Source organism: Bernardetia sp. Wsw4-3y2 (assembly GCF_037126295.1).
Lineage (GTDB): Bacteria > Bacteroidota > Bacteroidia > Cytophagales > Bernardetiaceae > Bernardetia.
This window is the reverse complement of the sequence record NZ_CP147017.1, coordinates 3,271,406-3,290,700: the sequence shown is the minus strand read 5'-3', so window position 1 is coordinate 3,290,700 and position 19,295 is coordinate 3,271,406. Positions and strand designations below refer to the sequence as shown.

Below are 19,295 nucleotides of genomic sequence, written 5' to 3'. Positions count from 1 at the left end.
CCAATTTCATAAAAAAACCATTCTTCAGTGAAGAATGGTTTTTACTATTTTAATACATTTGATTTTAGTTAATAATAATTTGTTTTGTATATGTTGATTGATTCTGATTGAAATGAATCATATACATTCCACTTGAATTATTTTTAAGATTTAGGTTGAAGTCTTGACTTCCTTTTTGGAAAGTAGTTGAATAAATAATTCTTCCAATTCCATCAAAAACAGTAATTTGTATATCTTCCAAAAGAACAGTTCCAAAATGAATATTAAATAGTCCTGTACTTGGATTTGGATAAATCTTAAAAAGACTACTTTCTTCTGTTTCTTCTCCTGTAACTACTGGTAAAGCAAAGTAAGCGACTCTAGTTTCTGTAATACAACCATTTTGATTAGTTATTTTTGCAGAATAATGACCATTTTCTGTTGGAATAACTTCTGAGTTTGTACCTAAAGACGCATCTAATTCTCCATTTAAATACCATTCTACACTCGCAATATCAGATTGAGAGCCATTTGCATCTTCTAAGAAAAGAGATTTTTTGTCTTGACTTACTCTTAAATATATTGGCAGTACATCAAAACGACTAACTTTTAGTTTTTCTGAGGCAATAGAACAAACATTATTTTGAGAATAAACTTGATAATCACCTTGTATTGAAGTAGTGAGAGAGTTTCCTATCTGTCCTATATTTCTACCATTTCTGAACCACTGATAAACAACACCATTTTCAACGTTTTGTACAGAAATTGTAGTTGCAGTAGTTGGACAAATAGCATTTTCAGTAGCTGTCAATATAGGTAATTGTGGAGATGAAGAAATTACTACTTCCACTTGTGCTGACACTTGACAGTCATTTTTAGTTACCTTAAGCGTATAAATACCAGATTGCGAAACTGAAACATTCGTACCTTCTCCAACTACTATATCGTTTAATAGCCATTGATAGTTGGATTCCGAACTGATATTACTTGCACTTAAAACTCCTTCATTACAAAATTTCACACCATTTGGCTGTTCTATTTGAGCTATTGGAGTTTGATTAAGTTTGACTACTACCTTTTCTGAAGTAAATGCACAGTTGCTTCTTTGAATCTTAACTTGGTAATTACCCGAATTCTCAACTATTATGTTTCTTCCAGTACGACCTAGGCTTCTTCCATTCAAAAGCCAAGTATAAGTAGCTCCTTGTACTTCCTGAGCAATTAATTCTATTGAATTTTCACAACTCAACTGAATACTTTCTCCTTCAATACTAGCATCAAATCCTATTTCTGGCTCTACTCTTACAGGTATTCTAGTGCTTTCTTTTAAAATAAGAGGATCTTGACCAATTACACTTACATAAAAAGTAGTGGTTTGGCTGATAAAAGGAAGTAGAAAAGCATCATTTCCATCACTCATCATAAGTGCTGTTTGGCTTATAGAATCTGCATATACATTATAGAAAAATGCACTACTAGTCAATGTAAGCTGTGCTTGTCCACTTTCACAAATGTTACTTAAAGATATGAATGTTGGAGCAAGAGGATATGTCCAATTATTTGTTCTAGAAATTTCCATTTCTGTTCCATTTACAAGTCCAAATATATGGTATTGATAAAAGGTATCAGCATCTAGATTTTCATCTATGTAATAAGTTGCGTTACCTGGCAAATCAGCAATTCTAGTAATTCCTCTATACAAACGAAAAGCTTCGTAGCCTGTATCTTCATTCCAATATAATCTTATCTGTGAGGTAGAAAGACCAGTTGATCTTAAATTTATTGGTAAATGATTTTCAAAAATTACTTGTAGATCTGTACGGACGGAATTATTCACATCAGTTGCTACAACTCCATTAAAAGCATTGTCATTAAAAGCAACAGATAAATCGTTTATGCTCTCTGCTCGTGTATTTGGGTTTGCAGCTCCTTGCAATGAAAAGCGAAGTTCTGTATCTGATATTTTTATTATTGATGCTGTAAGACCATTAGGTACATTAGAAACATTTACTTTTCCTGTGGTTACGTAATCTTCTCCAACCAAACCAGCAAAAATATCGCAAGAATAACTTTCAATAGTGATGACATTCTCTATTCTACCAGAATTAGTAGCATAAGTCTCTTCTGTAAAGATAGTTCCAGAATAAATCAATTCATAAACTTGATTTATAGTAACATCAAATGAACAAGTTGTACTATTTCCATTTACATCAGTTATTTGAAATGTGTTCGTTGTTGTGTTGGGAGGGAATGAGCTACCAGATGGCAATCCTGCTGTTTGAACGATAGAAGCAATACCACAATTATCTGTTGCTGTTGGAAGATTGTAAGTTACAATACTACTACAACTACCTGTATTTGAAACTACAATATCAGCAGGACAAGTAACGATTGGTAATTGATTGTCCAAAACAATAACTGTAAACTCATCACTTGTAGAAACATTTCCATTTACATCGGTTGCTGTCCAAGTAATTGTTGTAGTTCCAACATTGAATACTTGATTTACTAAAGTAGTGACTGTTCCTGTGGTTGCGCCTGCCAAAACATACTGATAAGAAGCGACAGCACAGTTGTCAGAAGCTACTCCATTTGGAATGTCTATATTAACAAAACTGCAAGTTCCATTATCTGTATTTCTTGTAAAGTCTGCTTGAGCTGTTAGCATTGGATTTTGTGCATCATTTACTGTAATTGTAAATACATCATTTACAGAAATATTTCCACTTACATCCGTTACTGTCCAAGTAACAGTCGTAACTCCAACATTAAATACTTGATTTGTAAGTGTAGTTACTGTTCCTGTTGTTGCACCTGTAAAGACATACGAATAAGAAGCGATTGTACAGTCATCTGTTGCTACTCCGTTTGGAATATCAGTATTAGTAAAAGTACAAACTGCTGCATCAACATTTCTTATAAAATCGGCTTGAGGTGTTAGTGTTGGAATTTGCGTCTCGCTTACTGTAACTGTAAACTCATCACTTACAGAAATATTTCCACTTGCATCGGTTGCTGTCCAAGTAACTGTCGTAACACCGACATTAAATATTTGATTTACTAAAGTGGTAACTGTTCCCGTTGTTGCGCCTGTCAGAACATACTGATAAGAAGTGATAGAACAGTTGTCAGAAGCTACTCCATCTGGAATGTCTATATTAACAAAACTGCAAGTTCCAATATCTGTATTTCTTGTAAAATCTGCTTGTGCTGTCAGAACTGGAAGTTGGTTATCTTCTACTATAACTGTTGCTGTACAAGTAGATGTATTTCCACTAGCATCAGTAACAGTCAGAATTACATTATTCGTACCCACATTTGCACAAGTAAAACTACTTGGACTTACAGAAATTGATGCGATACTACAATTATCTATGCTTCCATTGTCTATTTGTGATGCTGTGATACTTGCATTATTTGTTGCATCTAGTTGAATAGTTAGGCTCTGACAAACTACTGTAGGAGCTTGTGTATCATTTACTGTTACATCAAAAGAACAAGCACTTGTATTACCTGCTGCATCTGTTGCAGTATATTCTATAGTCGTAGTACCTATAGGGAAGGTTGATCCAGAAGAGAAACCTGTTAAGTCAGTCTGTGCAACTATTGCCCCACCTCCATTAATCAAATTGATATTTACCTGCCCATGTCCTGTGTTTGTAGCACCTACTAGGTTGTTTGAAATAGCTGTTGGACTAACAAAAGATCCACCACCACCACCTGCATAATTGAAGGAGTAGTCTCTACCACCACCACCACCAGAGTAGCCACCACCACCACCTGCACCCATGTTATCAGAGCCGCCACCGCCGCCACCGCCAAAACCACCATCGCCTCCTTCATCACCTCCTGTATCAATCCAACGAACACCTCCAAGTCCTCCATTTAGAGGACGACGCCCACCTTGAGCACCTTGAAAACCTGTATTAAAGTCATAATTAGTTCCGTTGTTTCCTCCTGTTCCATCAGTGAACCAACCTGCACCAGCTCCAGCCCAATAACTATTACCTCCAACATTATTTGTTCCTCCATTTCCTAATGTTCCTCCATTACCTAATAAGTCAGCAGATTGATTCCCTTGAGTTGTTAAGTTAGCGTTTGCCCCAGCATGAGTTTGGCGTCCACCACCACCACCACCACCAGCAGCAACAAGTAGTTCTCCTGTAGTAACGTTCCAAATAAAGCTACCACCCCCACCACCAGGTGAAGCATTATCTTGATTCATTGCACGAGTATCTTCTCCTTTTTGACCGACAAGAATGCGTATGACATCACCTGCTGTTAAATTAAATTCTCCCTCAACCTGAGCACCCTTTCCACCAAGAAAACCAGGAGCATATCTTTGTTTCCCTCCAGCTGCCCCAACAGCATTAATCAAATATACACCTGTTGTAGGTACAACAAACTCTTGAATACCTCCAACTGAAGTTACTATTCCATCTAGATAGTCACCTGTATAAGCAGCATCAAGCTGAGCTTGTGTTGGACCTGATTTGCCTGTAGCACCTGCATTAGTAAAGCTAAGTGGTGGTATAATTACACCCTCACAATTATCAGTTGCTCTTAATGCTGTCCAGTTTATAATAGCTCCACATACACCACTGTCATTATCTACTGAAATATCAGATGGGCAGTTTGTAATAACAGGAGCTACATTATCAGTAACAACAACATCAAAATAACAAGACGTAGAATTTAGAGCTGCATCTGTAAAAGTGTATGTTACTCTAGTAGTTCCTACACTAAAAAGATCACCTGGACTATGTGAACGCACCACTGTGGGTGTACTACAATTATCTGTAGCTGTAGGTTCTGTCCAACTTACAGAAGCCTCACAGGTTGTAGCTCCTACTGCTGTCGTACCAGTTATTGTTCCTAAAGCACATCCTGAAATTACAGGTGCTTCCGTATCAATGACTGTGACAGTTTGTGTTGCTGTTGCAGTATATCCATTAGAAAATACAGCCGTCCAAGTAATTACTGTTGATCCAATAGGCAGTGGATCTGGAGCATCATTAGTCAAGCTAACAATAGTACAAGTAGCTGTAGTTGTAGGTGTACCTAAAGTAACACTACTAAGTGCTGCAGCACAACCAGATGTAGTAGCTATATTGGTTATATCTGCAGGTGCTATAAGAGTTGGGTTTTCCACCACAACTGTAGTTGTAGTAGAATTAGTACATCCACCTAATACTGTGGCAGTATAAGTTACTGTATAAACACCAGTTGCAGTGTAAGCATGTGAAACTGTGCCTCCACTTGTATCTAAAGGGCTTCCATCACCAAAGTTCCATGAATGAGCAATCACAGGAACAGTTTGGTTGGCTGAAATATTATCCAATCCCCAGTTATCATAACCTGTTCCTGAGTGATTCGGTTGTATCCAACGAAACATTGTAGAAACTGTATATGCAGCAGGAGGAATTGGAATATTCTGTAGTATCCATTCGTAGCCTATTGCTCCACCAGAAGGGTCTATAGGATCAAAATATTGAATATCTACCCAGTTAGTTCCTGCATCAATAGAGTATTGTAGAAAGACTCCTTCATTAGCATCCACTTCTTCACAACCTGGTTGAGGGTCATCTCTTCCAAAGTCCATCTCAAAAATCAGGCTTCCACCTGCAGATGCATCTATAGCACTCGTCTGTACAAAACGAGGAACTCCAGCTCCACCTGCAGCAGACCAAAAGTAGTTTGTGCCATCAGGTGCTGGATTAAAGCAAGGCTGACCAAGTGTAAAAGCAGATGCTACCCAACCTGTAGGGAAGGTAGCACCATTGAAGTCAAAAGCTGTAGCCACACCCTGGCCTGTACCTACAAAAGTAAGAGCCTCATTGGGACAAACTGTACCTGTAGGAGTTCTAGAAGTGATTTGTGCGTAACATTGTGCGTGTACTTTTTGTATAGCAAGATTACACCAAAGTAGAATAAAGCTAGTAAGAAATATAAAAAGCTTATTTGTAGAGTACATATTTACAAAAGTATTTTTAGAGAGTGAAAATTTTAAGTAGTTCAAGCTTAATGTCTGTTAAAACAGTAGGAACAATTTTACCACGCTGTCCTGTGAAGCGATAATGAAGTGTAAGAAGATTTTCTTCCTCTGTACTTGGAAGATTTCCCTCAATGCTCTGTCCTGCTTTGAGTGTAAGCCCTACATGATGTTCTCCACTCTTGGGATTGTAAACCTCTTGTCCATTGCTATAATTGAGACGATAATCCCAGTTAATAGCGACATCATGAGAGTTGTTATTTTTTACACGAAGTATATAATACTGAGAGTTATTGGGTGCGTAGTCACGTACTTGATACTCTACACGGATACCTTCTGCTTCCTTGAGTAGCTTCCAACCCAACTCTTGGGCATGGGTTTGAGTAATGAAAGCCAAAAGTAGCAGTATGCTACAAGCTAATATTTTTTTCATTATAAGATTGATATTAAAAGATCTAGTCGTTAAAAATTATTACAAAGGTTATCCAGTGGGTTATCTCTATCTACAATAGAAACTAAAGGACTTTCGCTTTATTAGATTGATTCTATTTGAGGTGTCAGTATAGTTCTATTTACCTCTAACAAGAGTTTGAGTTAGCTATTCTGTACTACTCTTATACAGAGCAGTAGTAGTAGTGCACTACATTTTAAAATTGTAAATGTTTCACAAATAAGAATAAAGGTTAGTAAATAAAATAGTAATTGATAAATACATAAATTAAATCATATTAAAACAGAAAGCTTTAATGTATAACCAATTTAGTAGTGGAAATAATTTGAATACTTATATAGGTATATTATTTAATAGTTTTTAGAAGTTATCACAAAGATAGTTAAGTAAGTAGCTTATTTGCAAATTTTTGAAACAAAAACAACATGTAATAAAACCAAAAATATTATACCATATAGTTTGATATTAGTTCATGTTTATTGTTTTTGGCAACTTTTAAAAAAAAAACATAAACATACTTATTAAGTAATTTATTTTATTACAAACTTAAATAAAGCAATTTTGAAAAGCAGATTAATAAAGTAAAATAGTATAAAGCTCCATTTTTTGTCATCAACTATATCTAAGTTGGGCAAAAAAAGATAATAAAGTATAAATAGAGAGAATAATCACTACTTTAAAAACAAGTAGCTTTATAAACCTTTGAGAAGTCAAATCATTTTTTTGAAACTATTCACAATAATATGGATTGGTAGAAACAGTTTTTATTGAGTAAATAATTATGAAATACTACTATTTTTATTTTATAGTCTCTATTTAAAACTACAAGTAACACAGGATTGCTTTGACCTAAAAAAAGCATAAATTATACTTTATGCTCATAAATATTACAAAGCAACTTATTTATTAGAAATATGTGATATAAAAATAAAACATGAAAGGATAAAAAAGCAAGTTTTTATTTATAAGTTAAGAACACTACCTCATTACTCAAAATATACCTAAGTAATTAAAAAGAGTAGAGAAATCATGTCTTCTTACCCTAATGATGATACACTTTTGGTTAAACTCCCTATTCTAGGAGCTTTAAATTGTGAGATAGGCATTTGCAGAAACAAAAAGAAGAGCTAGAAAAAGCTAGAGATTTGATAATTTCTTATAGGGCAACCCTACCAAAATTTTCACCCTTCGTTATTGAGCTATAAACTAGATTTTTAACTTTGATAATTAATTCAACTTTCAATAAAAAAGTTTATTTGTATTGATTAAACAGCTTTTACTAATTTAGGTACAACTGCGCTAAATCAAGAGAAAATTTTACACTTCTATTCCTATAAAAGTAATATCATCACGTTGTTCTGCATTTTGTTGATGTTTTACTAGTTCATTTTCTACCTCTTTTATTTGCTCTTTAATAGACAAGTGTGATGATTGTTCTATCAAATAGATAAGTTTTGAAGTGCCTATTTTCTCTCCTTGTGGATTGTTTTGATCAGGTAGTCCATCTGTGCTGAGATAAATTCTTGATTTTTTATTTAGTAATAAAATATGCTGTTCAAAATTATTTTGGTTGCGTTGTTTTCCTCCTACTGATTTGCGTGTGCCCTGCAAACGTTGTATTTTATTTTCTTGATTTTCATTATAATCTGTATAAAATAAAGGACGTTTTGCACCTGCAAACACAATTTCTGTCTTTTTATTATCAAAATTTACTCTACACAAACAAACATCCATTCCATCACTATTGGCATTTTCATCCTGACGCAACGCTTCCACAAATTGCTCATTGAATTTGTCTAAAATAAGGGAAGGCTCATAGATTTTTTGTATTTCTACAATTTCTGTTAAAAGTGTATTTCCTATCATAGACATAAATGCACCTGGTACGCCATGTCCTGTACAATCAACGGCAGCCACAAAGAAATAATCTGTAGTTTGACTTGTCCAATAAAAGTCTCCACTTACAATATCTTTTGGTCTGAAAATAATTTGATAATCCTCATTTGAAAGACGAAATGGTTTTTCTATTTTTTTCTCACTTGGTAAAATAGCTTGCTGAATAGTTTGGGCATATCGGATTGAATCAGTAATTTTTTGATTTTTTTCATTAATAAGTTGATAAGCAGAGGAGTTATCTAAAGCAATCGAAACATAAGAAGCCAATGAACGTAAGAAAGTCAGTTCACGTTCTGAGTATGAATTTTTCTTAAAAGATTGTACTGTAATTACACCTAACGGCTTGTTTTCTAATTGAAGAGGAAGATAAACTAATGACAAAGGAATTTCGCCTTGTTGTTCTTCTGCAAGTTGAAAATCATATTTTTCTCCTTCCGTCTCCAAATCATTAATAATTATCTCTTCCAATTTTTTGAAACACCTAATAGCTAACGTATTTTCTTGTAAAGAATCAAAATGATAAGGTAATTTTTCTCCTTTTTCTATAAATCCTTGAAAACCAATTTTATTTTGAGAGCCATCAAAAATTCCAATACCAAAACCATCAGCTGGCATAAGTGCATTTACATTGTGATAAACAGATTTAATAAGGTCTTCAAAATTTAGAATAGCTGTTATTTCTTGTCCTATTTCAGCTAATAATTGTACATTTTTATGTGCCTTTTCTACCTCTTCTTTTTGGATACTTAGACTTATATTTAATTCTTTTTGATTTTCATTTTGTGCTTCTATTTCTTCTTTTTGTTGATTTAGTTGAAAGTTTTGTTGAACAATCTCTTCATTGCTTTCCATAAGTTCGGCTGTGCGTTCTTTTACTGTATCTTCTAACCTTTGATTTGCTTTTTTAAGTCGCTGTGTATTTATCCAAATCAGTCCCCAAACACCCAAAGCTCCCACCACAACATAAATTAGATATGCCCACCATGCTCTAAACCACGGAGGAAGAATTTTGAACGAATAGGTTGTTATTTCACTTTCTACATTATAAATATTTTTTGTCTTTACTTTGAATGTATAATTTCCTTCATACAAATTAGTATACGATTTTTTAGATTCAGTTGTCCAATTCGAAAATTCTTTGTCATAACCTTCTAATTTGTAGCTATACTCAACCCCTTCTTGAAAAATAGTTGCAGCAAAATGAAAGGTCAATGAATTATTGTCATAAATAAAAGTTGGTTGTGCTTCTTTAGGTTGTGCTTCTAAAAACAACCCTTCTGAATTTGCATAATTTCCTCCAAAAAATAAAGAATCTTCTCCTAAAAATACTTTTCTGATAATTGGTTTAGAAATTTTGTTATACTTATAACTTTCTGCTTTTTGAGGATAGTATCGATATAACCCTTCGCTTCCCCCTATCCAAAGTGTATTCTCATCATCATAATAAATAGATTGTGTAGACATGACAGGCAATCTCAAAAATGGTGTTTGAATAAGTTGTCTTTTTCCATTTTCATCTGCTCCTATCAGATTTACTTTGTCATTCAAACTTGTGCCTACCAAATAAAATTCGTCATTGGGAGTATGGGTAAAACGAAAAACAGAATATTTTTTTGAAGTATTTTTTAAAGAAGAATGTAGCTCAAAGGTGTTTTTTTCTGAATTAAAGGTATAAAATCCTTTTGTACTCCCCACTAATAGGTCATTATTATAAACCCAAGCACTTAACTCGCTACTTTTATCAACTGTTGGAATGCTATCTACATGAAAAATATCAGTAGTATTCAAAGAATCTGAAGTATAAGAAACTTTATAGAGTCCTTCTTGAATTGTCCCCAACCACACTTCATTTTCTAAAATCGCAATTGTTCGCACTTGCGCTCCTTCTATAACTCCTTTTTGAATAAGCTGTGTTTTTGTGGGTTCTTCAAATTGCATTACTGTAAATCCTCCTCTGCCTGCTAAAATAGCTTTATTTGGACTTAATTGCTCAAAAACATTGGCTGAATTAGATTCAATAATAGGTAGGGCTTTTTGTGGTGTTACATGAAACAAATTATCTTGTGTAATCGCATAAAGATGTTTTTCGCCATTTATTTCTAGCGTTTTTATATCCCAACAAAAACCATTTAATCCTTCAATTTTGACAAAAATATTAGCTTCATTTTTATAAAAAAGCCCTTTTGTAGTTCCTATATACAGAATACCATTAAATTTTTTAATAGACAAAACAACACCTTCAAACCCTGCTTTTTCTTCTTCAAAAAATCGAAAGGGAGTTTTTAATTCTAATTTTGCTATTCCTGCATCTAAAGCAAGCCAAATATTTTCATTTTGGTCTTCAAAAGCATAAGGAATAGTTTGGGTGGGAAGTCCAATAGATTTGTCTATTTTTTTGATTAACTTTCCTTGTCTGTCTATCAAAAAAGCTCCTTTAAAAATGGTAGAAATAAGAATATTTCCATTTTTGAGTGTAATGGCATGATAAACAATAGTAGGAGGATTGTTTTGTATAAAAGTATCTATTTCTGTTGGAAAATAAGAAATGGATTGAGTAGATAAATCATATTTCCAAATTTCTCCAGGCTGACTCAAAAATAATAGTTCAGTAGGACTATAACTCAAAACTCCTGATAATGTAAATTTTTTTAGGGTATCTGTATTGGCTAATTGTTGAGTCTTTTGAATAGTTGGATTAATAAACCCTATACCTTCTGTATTATGAAAATAATAATTTCCTTGATGTAAAAGTCCTCTAAGAGTTGTTCCTAAAACAGGTGTATTAGTTAGTTTTTTGGTTTTGAGATTATAAATAAATACCTGTTTGGTAGTAAGAAAATAAACATGGCTATCATTGCCTTTAATGTCCCATACATCTCCAAACTCTTTTATAGAATCATTCAAATTTTGAGTTAGGCTAAAGTATTCCATTTCTGAGGTAGAATCAGAAGGAGCTAAATAACCAAAATCATTTCGTGTTCCGACATATATTTTTCCAGTAGCATCTCTCCCCAAAGTTCTGACCACTACTGAATTAGGTATTACAATACTTCGCCAAGCAACTCCATCATAGGTATAAACAATTTTCCCACCAAAATACATCATTCCATTATTGTCTTGTTCTATTGACCAAATTTGAGGGTGTCCATTATAATCCTTTGGAGAGAATAAATCGATAAAAGGAGTGCCAATATCTTGTAGTTCTTGACTCTGATCAAATTTTTGGGCAAAAGAAGAAATAACAAAACAATAAAATAAAATTATAAAGAAGAAGGGTTTCATTCTATTTTTAGAGAAAGTAAGGAAATAATTATAGAAAATTACAGAGGAATAATTTTCTAGTAGAATAATACGAAATTTCTGAGAATTAAAGAAGATATTTATATAATTATTTTATTTAACTAACTATTTTATCGTTTCTCATCAGAATTTTATCCAAAAAAGACCTACTACAAAAGAATAAATCGTATTTTCGTATCTTCAAATATAGATAACCAATTATATACTTCTAGTGGAAAAAACTACTTCTTTTACACCTCCAGCTTCTCATAATCTAAATGTTTCTGAAAAAGATAAAAAACGCTCTGCACAAGTTCCAATTTTACTTTCTTCAATTTTTATAATTGCTGTTTGTGGTATTTTGTATGAACTTTTGATAAGCAGTATTTCGACCTATTTTTTGGGAAGTAGTATTCTTCACTTTTCGATTACGATTGGGCTTTTTCTTTCTGCTATGGGTTTAGGCTCATTTTTGAGTAGATATGTTTATCGAAACCTGTTAGATTGGTTTGTAGTTATCGAAACTATTCTTGGTCTTGTTGGAGGATGTTCTACACTAATTTTATATTTTAGTTATACAGTTTTAGATAATTATTATGCTGTTGCACTTATTATTATTGTTTTTTTGGGAGCTTTTGTAGGTTTAGAAATCCCGATTGTTACACGTCTCTTAAAGCAACACGATAACTTAAAAGATACTATTTCCAATGTTTTGGCCTTTGATTACTTGGGTTCTTTGGTGGCTTCTGTTGCTTTTCCAATTTTACTTTTGCCTTATTTGGGACTGATGCGAACGGCTTTTTTTATTGGAATAATAAATCTTTTAATTGCCATTTTTAATGCTTGGGTTTTTAGAGCAGAGCTAAAACAAGCTGCTGCAAAACTTGCTTTTTCAGCAATTTCAATGGCTGTTTTATTAATTGGCTTTATTTATTCGTTTCAAATAAGTGATTTTTTTGAGCAAATGATGTATCAAGATGAAATTATTTATTCTGACCAAACACCTTATCAACGCATTGTAGTAACTAAATACAAGAAAAACACACAACTTTTCATTAATGGAAATTTACAGTTTTCTACTTTAGACGAATATCGTTATCACGAAACACTTGTACATGTTCCTGCACTTATGACAGGACATTTAGAAAACGTTTTGATATTGGGAGGTGGCGACGGTTTGGCTGTTCGTGAGCTTCTAAAATATGATGAAATTGAAAGTATTGACTTAGTGGATTTAGATAAAGCAATTACAAATTTAGCAAAGCACAACCGAATATTTAGAGAAGTAAATCAAAACTCACTCTCAAATCCGAAAGTGAAGATTCATAATGTAGATGCCTTTAAGTTTGTAGAAGAATCTGAAAAACAGTATTCATTGATTATTGTCGATTTGCCAGACCCTCATGAGGCTTCTTTGGGCAAACTCTATTCAGTAGAGTTTTATCGTTTGGCTAAGAAAATTTTGTCAAGAGATGGTGTTCTGATTACTCAATCTACTTCACCTTATTTTGCGCCAAAGCCGTTTTGGTGTATTCAAAAAACAATGCAAGAAGCCTTTCCTTCTGCATTGCCTCTCAATGTGTATGTTCCTGCTTTCGGAATGTGGGGATTTAGTATGGGAATAAATAATCCAAAGTTCAATCAGAATGACAGTACAACTATTGGATTGCCTTCTCAAAATCAGTTAGACAAAATTTATACATCACTTACTCAAAAAATGGAAAAACGAAAGCTAGATTTGAAATACCTAGCTCCCGAAGTTTTGCCTAAACTTTTTGTTTTCGATAAAGATATGTTTCTAGGAATAGATATTGAAGAACAGGGAGAAGGCGATTCTGTAAAAGTAAATCGCTTAGACAACCAAATTTTGATTCAATATTATGAGCAAAGTTGGAAGAGATGGGAATAAAACTCAAAGGCAGAATATTTTTTACGTAAGCTAAAACATACGATACAATTTACTCACTACATTATTTCAAAATCTGATTTGAAAGAATATATTCCATTTTCTCAAATGTTTTTTCATTATCAATTCCATTTAATTCTTCTCCAAAAATAAACTTTCCTTCTTTGCTCAAAATCAAAATAACAGGCTGGTTTGTCGTTGGAATATATAAATCTTCAAAAATAGAATTACTAGTTGGAATAATATCAGCATAGAAAGGAATTCCTATCAAAAACTCTTCTACTTCTTTTTTCTTATTTTCTGTAAAACCGTAAAAAGTAATATTATTTTCTGAATAGGTTTCAATCATTTCGTTTAGCTTTGGAATTGCTTCAATAGATGTTGTAGACGTTGGCGACCAAAAAACAAAAATAGTCAGTTTATTTTCTAAATTTTCTTTCACTATTTCATTTTCTGAAATGAGCTTAAAATTAAAATTGGGAAAGGCTTCAAAAAGATTTCTTTGCATTGTAAAACCCTCAAAAAGAGCTTGTTTTTCATTTCTGTTCATCTTTGAAAATGGATAAGCTGCACTAGGTTTCATGATTTGAGTAGTATCAATAATTTGTTTTTCCTTCTTAAACTCATCAAAACCATAACTTTCAAGCTGTGTAAATTTTGCACTCGTAAAATCACCATATCGAACGAACATATTCATAACAGAATCTTGTTTTATTTCTAATGTTGAATCAATCGAAATCTGATTCACTTGAAAATCATCTTGACTTTTTCTAAAAAACAAATAAATAGGTTTGGCAACTGTTTCATAAGACGTTGTTCCAACTCTCTTTTGTAGTCCATTTTTCACCAAAAAAGTATTGGGAGCAGTTTGATAAATAGGCGAAATATGTTGATAGTTTTTGAGCCATAATTTTCCTTCTTTAAAAATAATTTCTTTACCCAAACCATAATTTCCTAACAAGTCTTTTGCATTTTGTGGCAGATTATACGGATTTGGGATAGGTTTAGTAATTTCTTCAAACTGCTTAAAACGCTGTCCATATTTTTTGATATAACTAAAACTACTCTTCAAAACACTTTCTTCATACGCCATTTTATAGGCAATATCAAAAGCCTTATCTGTGCTTGTAGAATCATAAGAAGAAACAAAAACATCTGGTTTTACCTCACTTTTTTCTGTTGTTTTAATCTCCATATCTGGAATATTGAGCCAACTATACGCACTTGTCCCTATTCGCTTTGTAATTATTGGTTGTCCCTTTGTTGGCTCTCCTATCACAATAGCATTTCTATGCTTTTGCAAAACCTGTACAATCCATTCGGCAGCGTCAGAAGTATTTTTATCTGTCAGAATATAAATTGGACGCTCAAAATATCGAAGTGTATAGTATTTTTCATAATTTTTATCAACTTCTAAAGGATAACCTGAATGATACCAATAATTATCTCTCTTAAAAAATGGTTTTACTTCTTCTGTTTTGGTAGTTAATGAAACAGTAGGATTCTCATAACTTTTACGGCGTGGTTTTCCACTATCTTTTAAGTATTCTCTTGTATGAAAAACTTTTGCAGTTCCTAAATTGTAAGTAGTATCTGGTCGTAAAAAACGCTCTACAAACCAAATAGGAACACTCATCTCATTTACTTCTTTGTCTTTTGTAAAAAACTTACTTTCAGATTCTAATACAGAACTTCCTCTCAAGTCTAAAATCAATGCATCTGTAAATAAAAACTCTTCTATCAAATCTTTCATAAAACGCTCATTGATATAATTAGCAGAAGGCAAAAATGAACACTTTAAATAGCCAATATTTCCTTCTAAAATTTCTTTTTTATCAAAACCATTTCCTAAATAATCTAAATTGAGTTTTTTGTCATTATAAGCTCCTCTAGTCCAATTATAACTTACTTTTCGTCTTGCTCTTTTCAAACCTCTCTTTCTGCTTAAACTTTTACCTTGAGCCACCCTTTTATTAAATCTTTTCTCACTTCCCAAAAATCCATATCTCCAACGCCAGAATAAACCTCTATTATATACATAATGAATTTCTTCATCTGATTTGTATTTTTTTCGTTCATTTCTCCACCATCCCCAATGCCATTCGTGTTCTCGTCCACAATTACATAAGCTAGACTTTCTATGAAAACCAAATTTTCCATTATTTCCATCCATCATAAATCCCTCCTGTGGCGCAGTATTTTCTAAAGAAAGAACCGTGTTTTTATCCAACTCATACCAATAATGATTCAAGTAAAAAGCATATTCTTGCAAATTATATTCAATCAAAGAATCCAAAAAAGGATTATTTCCAATTTCTAAAATAGGTTTTCTATACAGTGAATCTGTCGTGTAAAGACAAAGAGCAGAATCTAGCGTAGTTTTGAATTTCTCAACCTCTTCTTTTTCTATAATTCGTTCGGGTTTGCGTTGTGCCAAAACAGAAGTAGAAAAAATGAATAAAAATAAAATGGAAAGCAGAAAAGATAACTTTGATTGAAAAGAATACATATATTTATTTTGTGAAAAGCATTTTTGAGTTGAATAATTCCACAAATCTAAGCAAAATAATTTAACAACTAAAAAAATAGTTGAATAAATTGTTTTTTTAGTTACTTTTCAATTAGACAAAAAAACTCCTCAAAACGAATATTTCATTTTGAGGAATTATATATTTTCTTCCAAGTAGTTAAGTAATTTCACTTACAACTAACCACTTATAATTTATCACTATTTTTAAAAGTGTTTTTTAAAGAATTTAGAATTTTTGACTTTAGAAGCTGTTGAGCTTACTGTATCTTCAAAACGAGATTCTACATTTGCCATTCTAGTTTTGAAACTTTCTTCTTCTAAAAATGATGGCTTTTCTTCTAAATCAATTTGTTCTTGAAGGCTTTTTGCTACTGGCATAGCAATCCAAAGAGCCAAATAAGCTAAAAGTCCGAATCCATCTAAAAATAAAGTTGCCACAAAAAGTAAACGTACAATAGTTTCGTCTATACCAAAATATTTTGCAATTCCAGAAGCAACACCAGCTACTTTCTTGTCCACCATACTACGCATAAAACGTTTTGTTCTGCCGACTAAAGAAGTAGATTGTTTTTCTTCTAGCATTCCTTCTTTTGGATCTTTAGGCATCGCAAGCCAAGAAGCTGCATACAAAGGAATTCCGAAGCCTCCAGCAAAAACACTGGCTACAAAGCCCAAACGCACAAAAGCAGGGTCAATATTGTAATAGGCTGCAATTCCAGAAGCAACACCAGCTACTTTTTTGTCTCTTTTCTGAAGCGTAAATTTCTTACCTACATTACGCAATTCACGTTTAGGTTCAGCTTTTTTGAGTGTTTGCCATTGGTCTTTTCTTTCAAAATATCCTAAATCTAAATCAATTCCTTCTGCAAGAGCAATTTCTTTTGCTGTTCCTACTTGCAAAACCATTAATTCAACATCATTTTTGTCGATTGTTCCTTTATCAATACTCAAACGCTCTAAAAGCACCTCTGCCATACGTGTTTCTATGTCTTCTATAGTAAGCGAATCTTCTGGAAAACAACGTTTCAAATCCATTAAATAGGCTTTCAAAGCAGGATAAGCTGTTTGTTCGACATGAAATGAAATAGAAGCAATATGAACTTCTAAAGTATTGTTGATAGACGAGTGGTTGTGTAGTGGAGGCATGATGGAATAAAGTTAGAATTTAGATTTCAAAATTTAGAACTAATAATTATTTTGAGAGTCTAAATTTTTGAATATGGTTGATTAATAGTTAGTTAGTAATAGGTAATGGCGAAAAATTACAGTTTTGAGTAAAATTATATTTTAGAGGTTGTTATAGTTGTATTACTTCTAAAATCTTAATTTTAACTTTTAAATTGGTTTTACCCTGCTTGTCTTTGTTCTTGTCTGTTCTGATTAGTATTTTCTAAAATAGTAGTGGCAGAAAAAACAAGTTGATGCCAAGAAAGAGTTAGTTCTTTGAGAAATTCGTGTCCATTATCAGTCAATCGGTAGTATTTTCGTGGTGGTCCTCCTGTGGATTCTTGCCAGGCATAAGTAACCAAACCTGATTTATTTAGACGATTTAGAAGTGGATAAAGTGTTCCTTCAACCACTAATAACTGTGCATCTTTCAAATGACGAAGTAAATCTGAAGCATATACTTCTCCATTAGCAATTACATTCAAGACACAGAGTTCTAAGATTCCTTTTCGCATCTGTACTTCAGCGTTTTCTAATGTAATCACATTTTATTGGGTTAAATTTTAATTTTTTTTAGTAGGAATTGAAAGAATTTGAAACACTAACAATGTCCGTATGTCTTCTTATACGAGAGAGTTGAAAAAAGGTTACTATGTTATGCAAGGTAGTAGGTAAAAGATTGTAAAAACCCAATTGCCAATGCCTAAATTACAGATGATTATTAAAGAAGTAAAAAGCAGGGAAATATTTTTTTGCTAAAATTAAACTGTATTTGCAAAAAATAATGTATATTTAGCTAACTTTGAGCAAACTAAATGAGAGTCATCATTTTATTGTTTATGAGTTGATAATTTTCAAAAAACTGAAGAAAATAGAGTTATGTCAAAATCAAATACACCTTTCGGATATATCAAAACATCTATCAATCAGCCTGTCAGCATTCTAAAATATGCTATCGGCGTGATTGCGATTGCTGCTTTGGTGGCTTTTATTTTTAATACAACTCAAGGTTCTGATAAAAAAGATGTAGAAAATACATTTTTATTAGAAGATATTCGCAAAACAAATGAAGAACATCTAAAGACAATTGCAGATTTACAAAAAGAATTAGACGAAGTAAATAAAAATGCTGCAAAAGTAAAGGAAGAGTTAATCCAAAAACAAGCTCAAATAGACTCAAAAGGCGCACAAATAGATGCTAAAGAAGGAAGTATCGGAACACTTCAAACACAACTTAGTGATTTGAAAAATGATAAAATGCGTTTGCACCAAATTATTGATGAACGAGGAAGGGAACTTGCACAAATGACTGAGCGAAACAAAGAACAAAATTCGCTTTTAGAAACTACTCAAAATAACCTTCAAAAATCACAAGAACAAACACGTCAAGACCAACAAGCCATCAAAAACCTTCAAGAAGAATTACGTGGACTGAATGAAAAAGTAAATATTGCTTATAACCACGAAAAAGACCTTCAAAGTCAAGTCAATAAATTGCTTACTGATTTGAATCAAACTAGAACAGAACTCAATCAGTCAAGAATGGATTTGAGTGATGCAAAAGCTGAATTACGTATTTTGAAAGAACTTCATCCAATGAACAATAATGTTCCTGTTCAGCAAATAACTGTTTCTCAACCTCAAGAAGAAAGTAGTGCCAATGCTCTCAAAATGGTAGCTATTGTTTCTGTAATCGTAATGTTTATTGTCTTTGTAGTTTATATGCTTAGAGACTAGATATTTTTCAAGTAATTATATGTAAAAAGCAACTTTAAAAATGGAGTTGTTTTTTTTGTGTCGCCATTTTTTAGCTATTATGAGCTTAGAAATAGCAAATCTTTTAAAAAATCAAGTTTTGCAACTCTTTTTTCATCTAAAAAAAATCAATCTTTACCGAGTAGAGTAATTTGTTCGTCGATTGCTCTTTAGTTGTTATGTATGATTTTTTGCAAATATAGGTTGCTTCTTTCTATCTTTATAAAAACACAAATTAGGCTTTCAACCCTATTTTATAGCTTATTATGAGTAAAACAGCTAGTTTTATCTAATAAACTATCTACCTATAGTCTCTTATTTGATTGATTATTTAATTCGT

8 protein-coding genes are annotated in these 19,295 nt (G+C 32.6%); 2 read left to right on the top strand and 6 right to left on the bottom strand.

All coding sequences use genetic code 11. From position 1 onward, the window contains the following. Positions 1 to 64 precede the first annotated feature (64 nt). The 3 genes from V9L05_RS13385 to V9L05_RS13375 form a co-directional block, all read right to left on the bottom strand. Positions 65 to 5,953: an HYR domain-containing protein gene (locus V9L05_RS13385; RefSeq protein WP_338812391.1), complete on the bottom strand. Its 5,889-nt coding sequence runs from the start codon at positions 5,951 to 5,953 to the stop codon at positions 65 to 67. A 16-nt stretch (positions 5,954 to 5,969) separates the two neighbouring features. After that, positions 5,970 to 6,404: a hypothetical protein gene (locus tag V9L05_RS13380; protein WP_338812389.1), complete on the bottom strand. Its 435-nt coding sequence runs from the start codon at positions 6,402 to 6,404 to the stop codon at positions 5,970 to 5,972. 1,335 nt (positions 6,405 to 7,739) lie between these two features. Beyond that, entirely contained in the window at positions 7,740 to 11,600 is a 3,861-nt protein-coding gene (locus V9L05_RS13375) for a SpoIIE family protein phosphatase (RefSeq protein WP_338812388.1), read from the bottom strand. Positions 11,601 to 11,829: 229 nt separating this feature from the next. Here V9L05_RS13375 and V9L05_RS13370 point away from each other — a divergent pair, with 229 nt between their 5' ends. Next, positions 11,830 to 13,506, top strand: coding sequence for a polyamine aminopropyltransferase (locus V9L05_RS13370; RefSeq protein WP_338812387.1), 1,677 nt, complete (start codon positions 11,830 to 11,832; stop codon positions 13,504 to 13,506). Between the two features lie 61 nt (positions 13,507 to 13,567). Here V9L05_RS13370 and V9L05_RS13365 read toward each other — a convergent pair whose 3' ends face one another. The 3 genes from V9L05_RS13365 to V9L05_RS13355 all read right to left on the bottom strand — a co-directional run bounded on the left by V9L05_RS13365 (position 13,568) and on the right by V9L05_RS13355 (position 17,742). After that, positions 13,568 to 16,012 (bottom strand): S41 family peptidase, encoded by a 2,445-nt coding sequence (locus V9L05_RS13365; protein ID WP_338812386.1) that lies wholly within the window; start codon positions 16,010 to 16,012, stop codon positions 13,568 to 13,570. A gap of 225 nt (positions 16,013 to 16,237) precedes the next feature. Then, on the bottom strand, positions 16,238 to 17,179 hold the full coding sequence (locus V9L05_RS13360; RefSeq protein WP_338812385.1) for a PspC domain-containing protein: 942 nt from the start codon (positions 17,177 to 17,179) through the stop codon (positions 16,238 to 16,240). A gap of 200 nt (positions 17,180 to 17,379) precedes the next feature. Beyond that, a complete protein-coding gene (locus V9L05_RS13355) occupies positions 17,380 to 17,742 on the bottom strand; it encodes a PadR family transcriptional regulator (protein ID WP_338794184.1) in 363 nt (120 codons plus the stop codon). A 337-nt stretch (positions 17,743 to 18,079) separates the two neighbouring features. Here V9L05_RS13355 and V9L05_RS13350 point away from each other — a divergent pair, with 337 nt between their 5' ends. After that, positions 18,080 to 18,937, top strand: a complete 858-nt coding sequence (locus V9L05_RS13350; protein WP_338812384.1) for a hypothetical protein — start codon at positions 18,080 to 18,082, stop codon at positions 18,935 to 18,937. Positions 18,938 to 19,295: the final 358 nt, after the last annotated feature.

Coding starts and splice junctions, on each gene's coding strand:
- V9L05_RS13385 (WP_338812391.1), bottom strand. CDS start 5,953: ATGTACTCTACAAATAAGCTTTTTATATTTCTTACTAGCTTTATTCTA.
- V9L05_RS13380 (WP_338812389.1), bottom strand. CDS start 6,404: ATGAAAAAAATATTAGCTTGTAGCATACTGCTACTTTTGGCTTTCATT.
- V9L05_RS13375 (WP_338812388.1), bottom strand. CDS start 11,600: ATGAAACCCTTCTTCTTTATAATTTTATTTTATTGTTTTGTTATTTCT.
- V9L05_RS13365 (WP_338812386.1), bottom strand. CDS start 16,012: ATGTATTCTTTTCAATCAAAGTTATCTTTTCTGCTTTCCATTTTATTT.
- V9L05_RS13360 (WP_338812385.1), bottom strand. CDS start 17,179: ATGCCTCCACTACACAACCACTCGTCTATCAACAATACTTTAGAAGTT.
- V9L05_RS13350 (WP_338812384.1), top strand. CDS start 18,080: ATGTCAAAATCAAATACACCTTTCGGATATATCAAAACATCTATCAAT.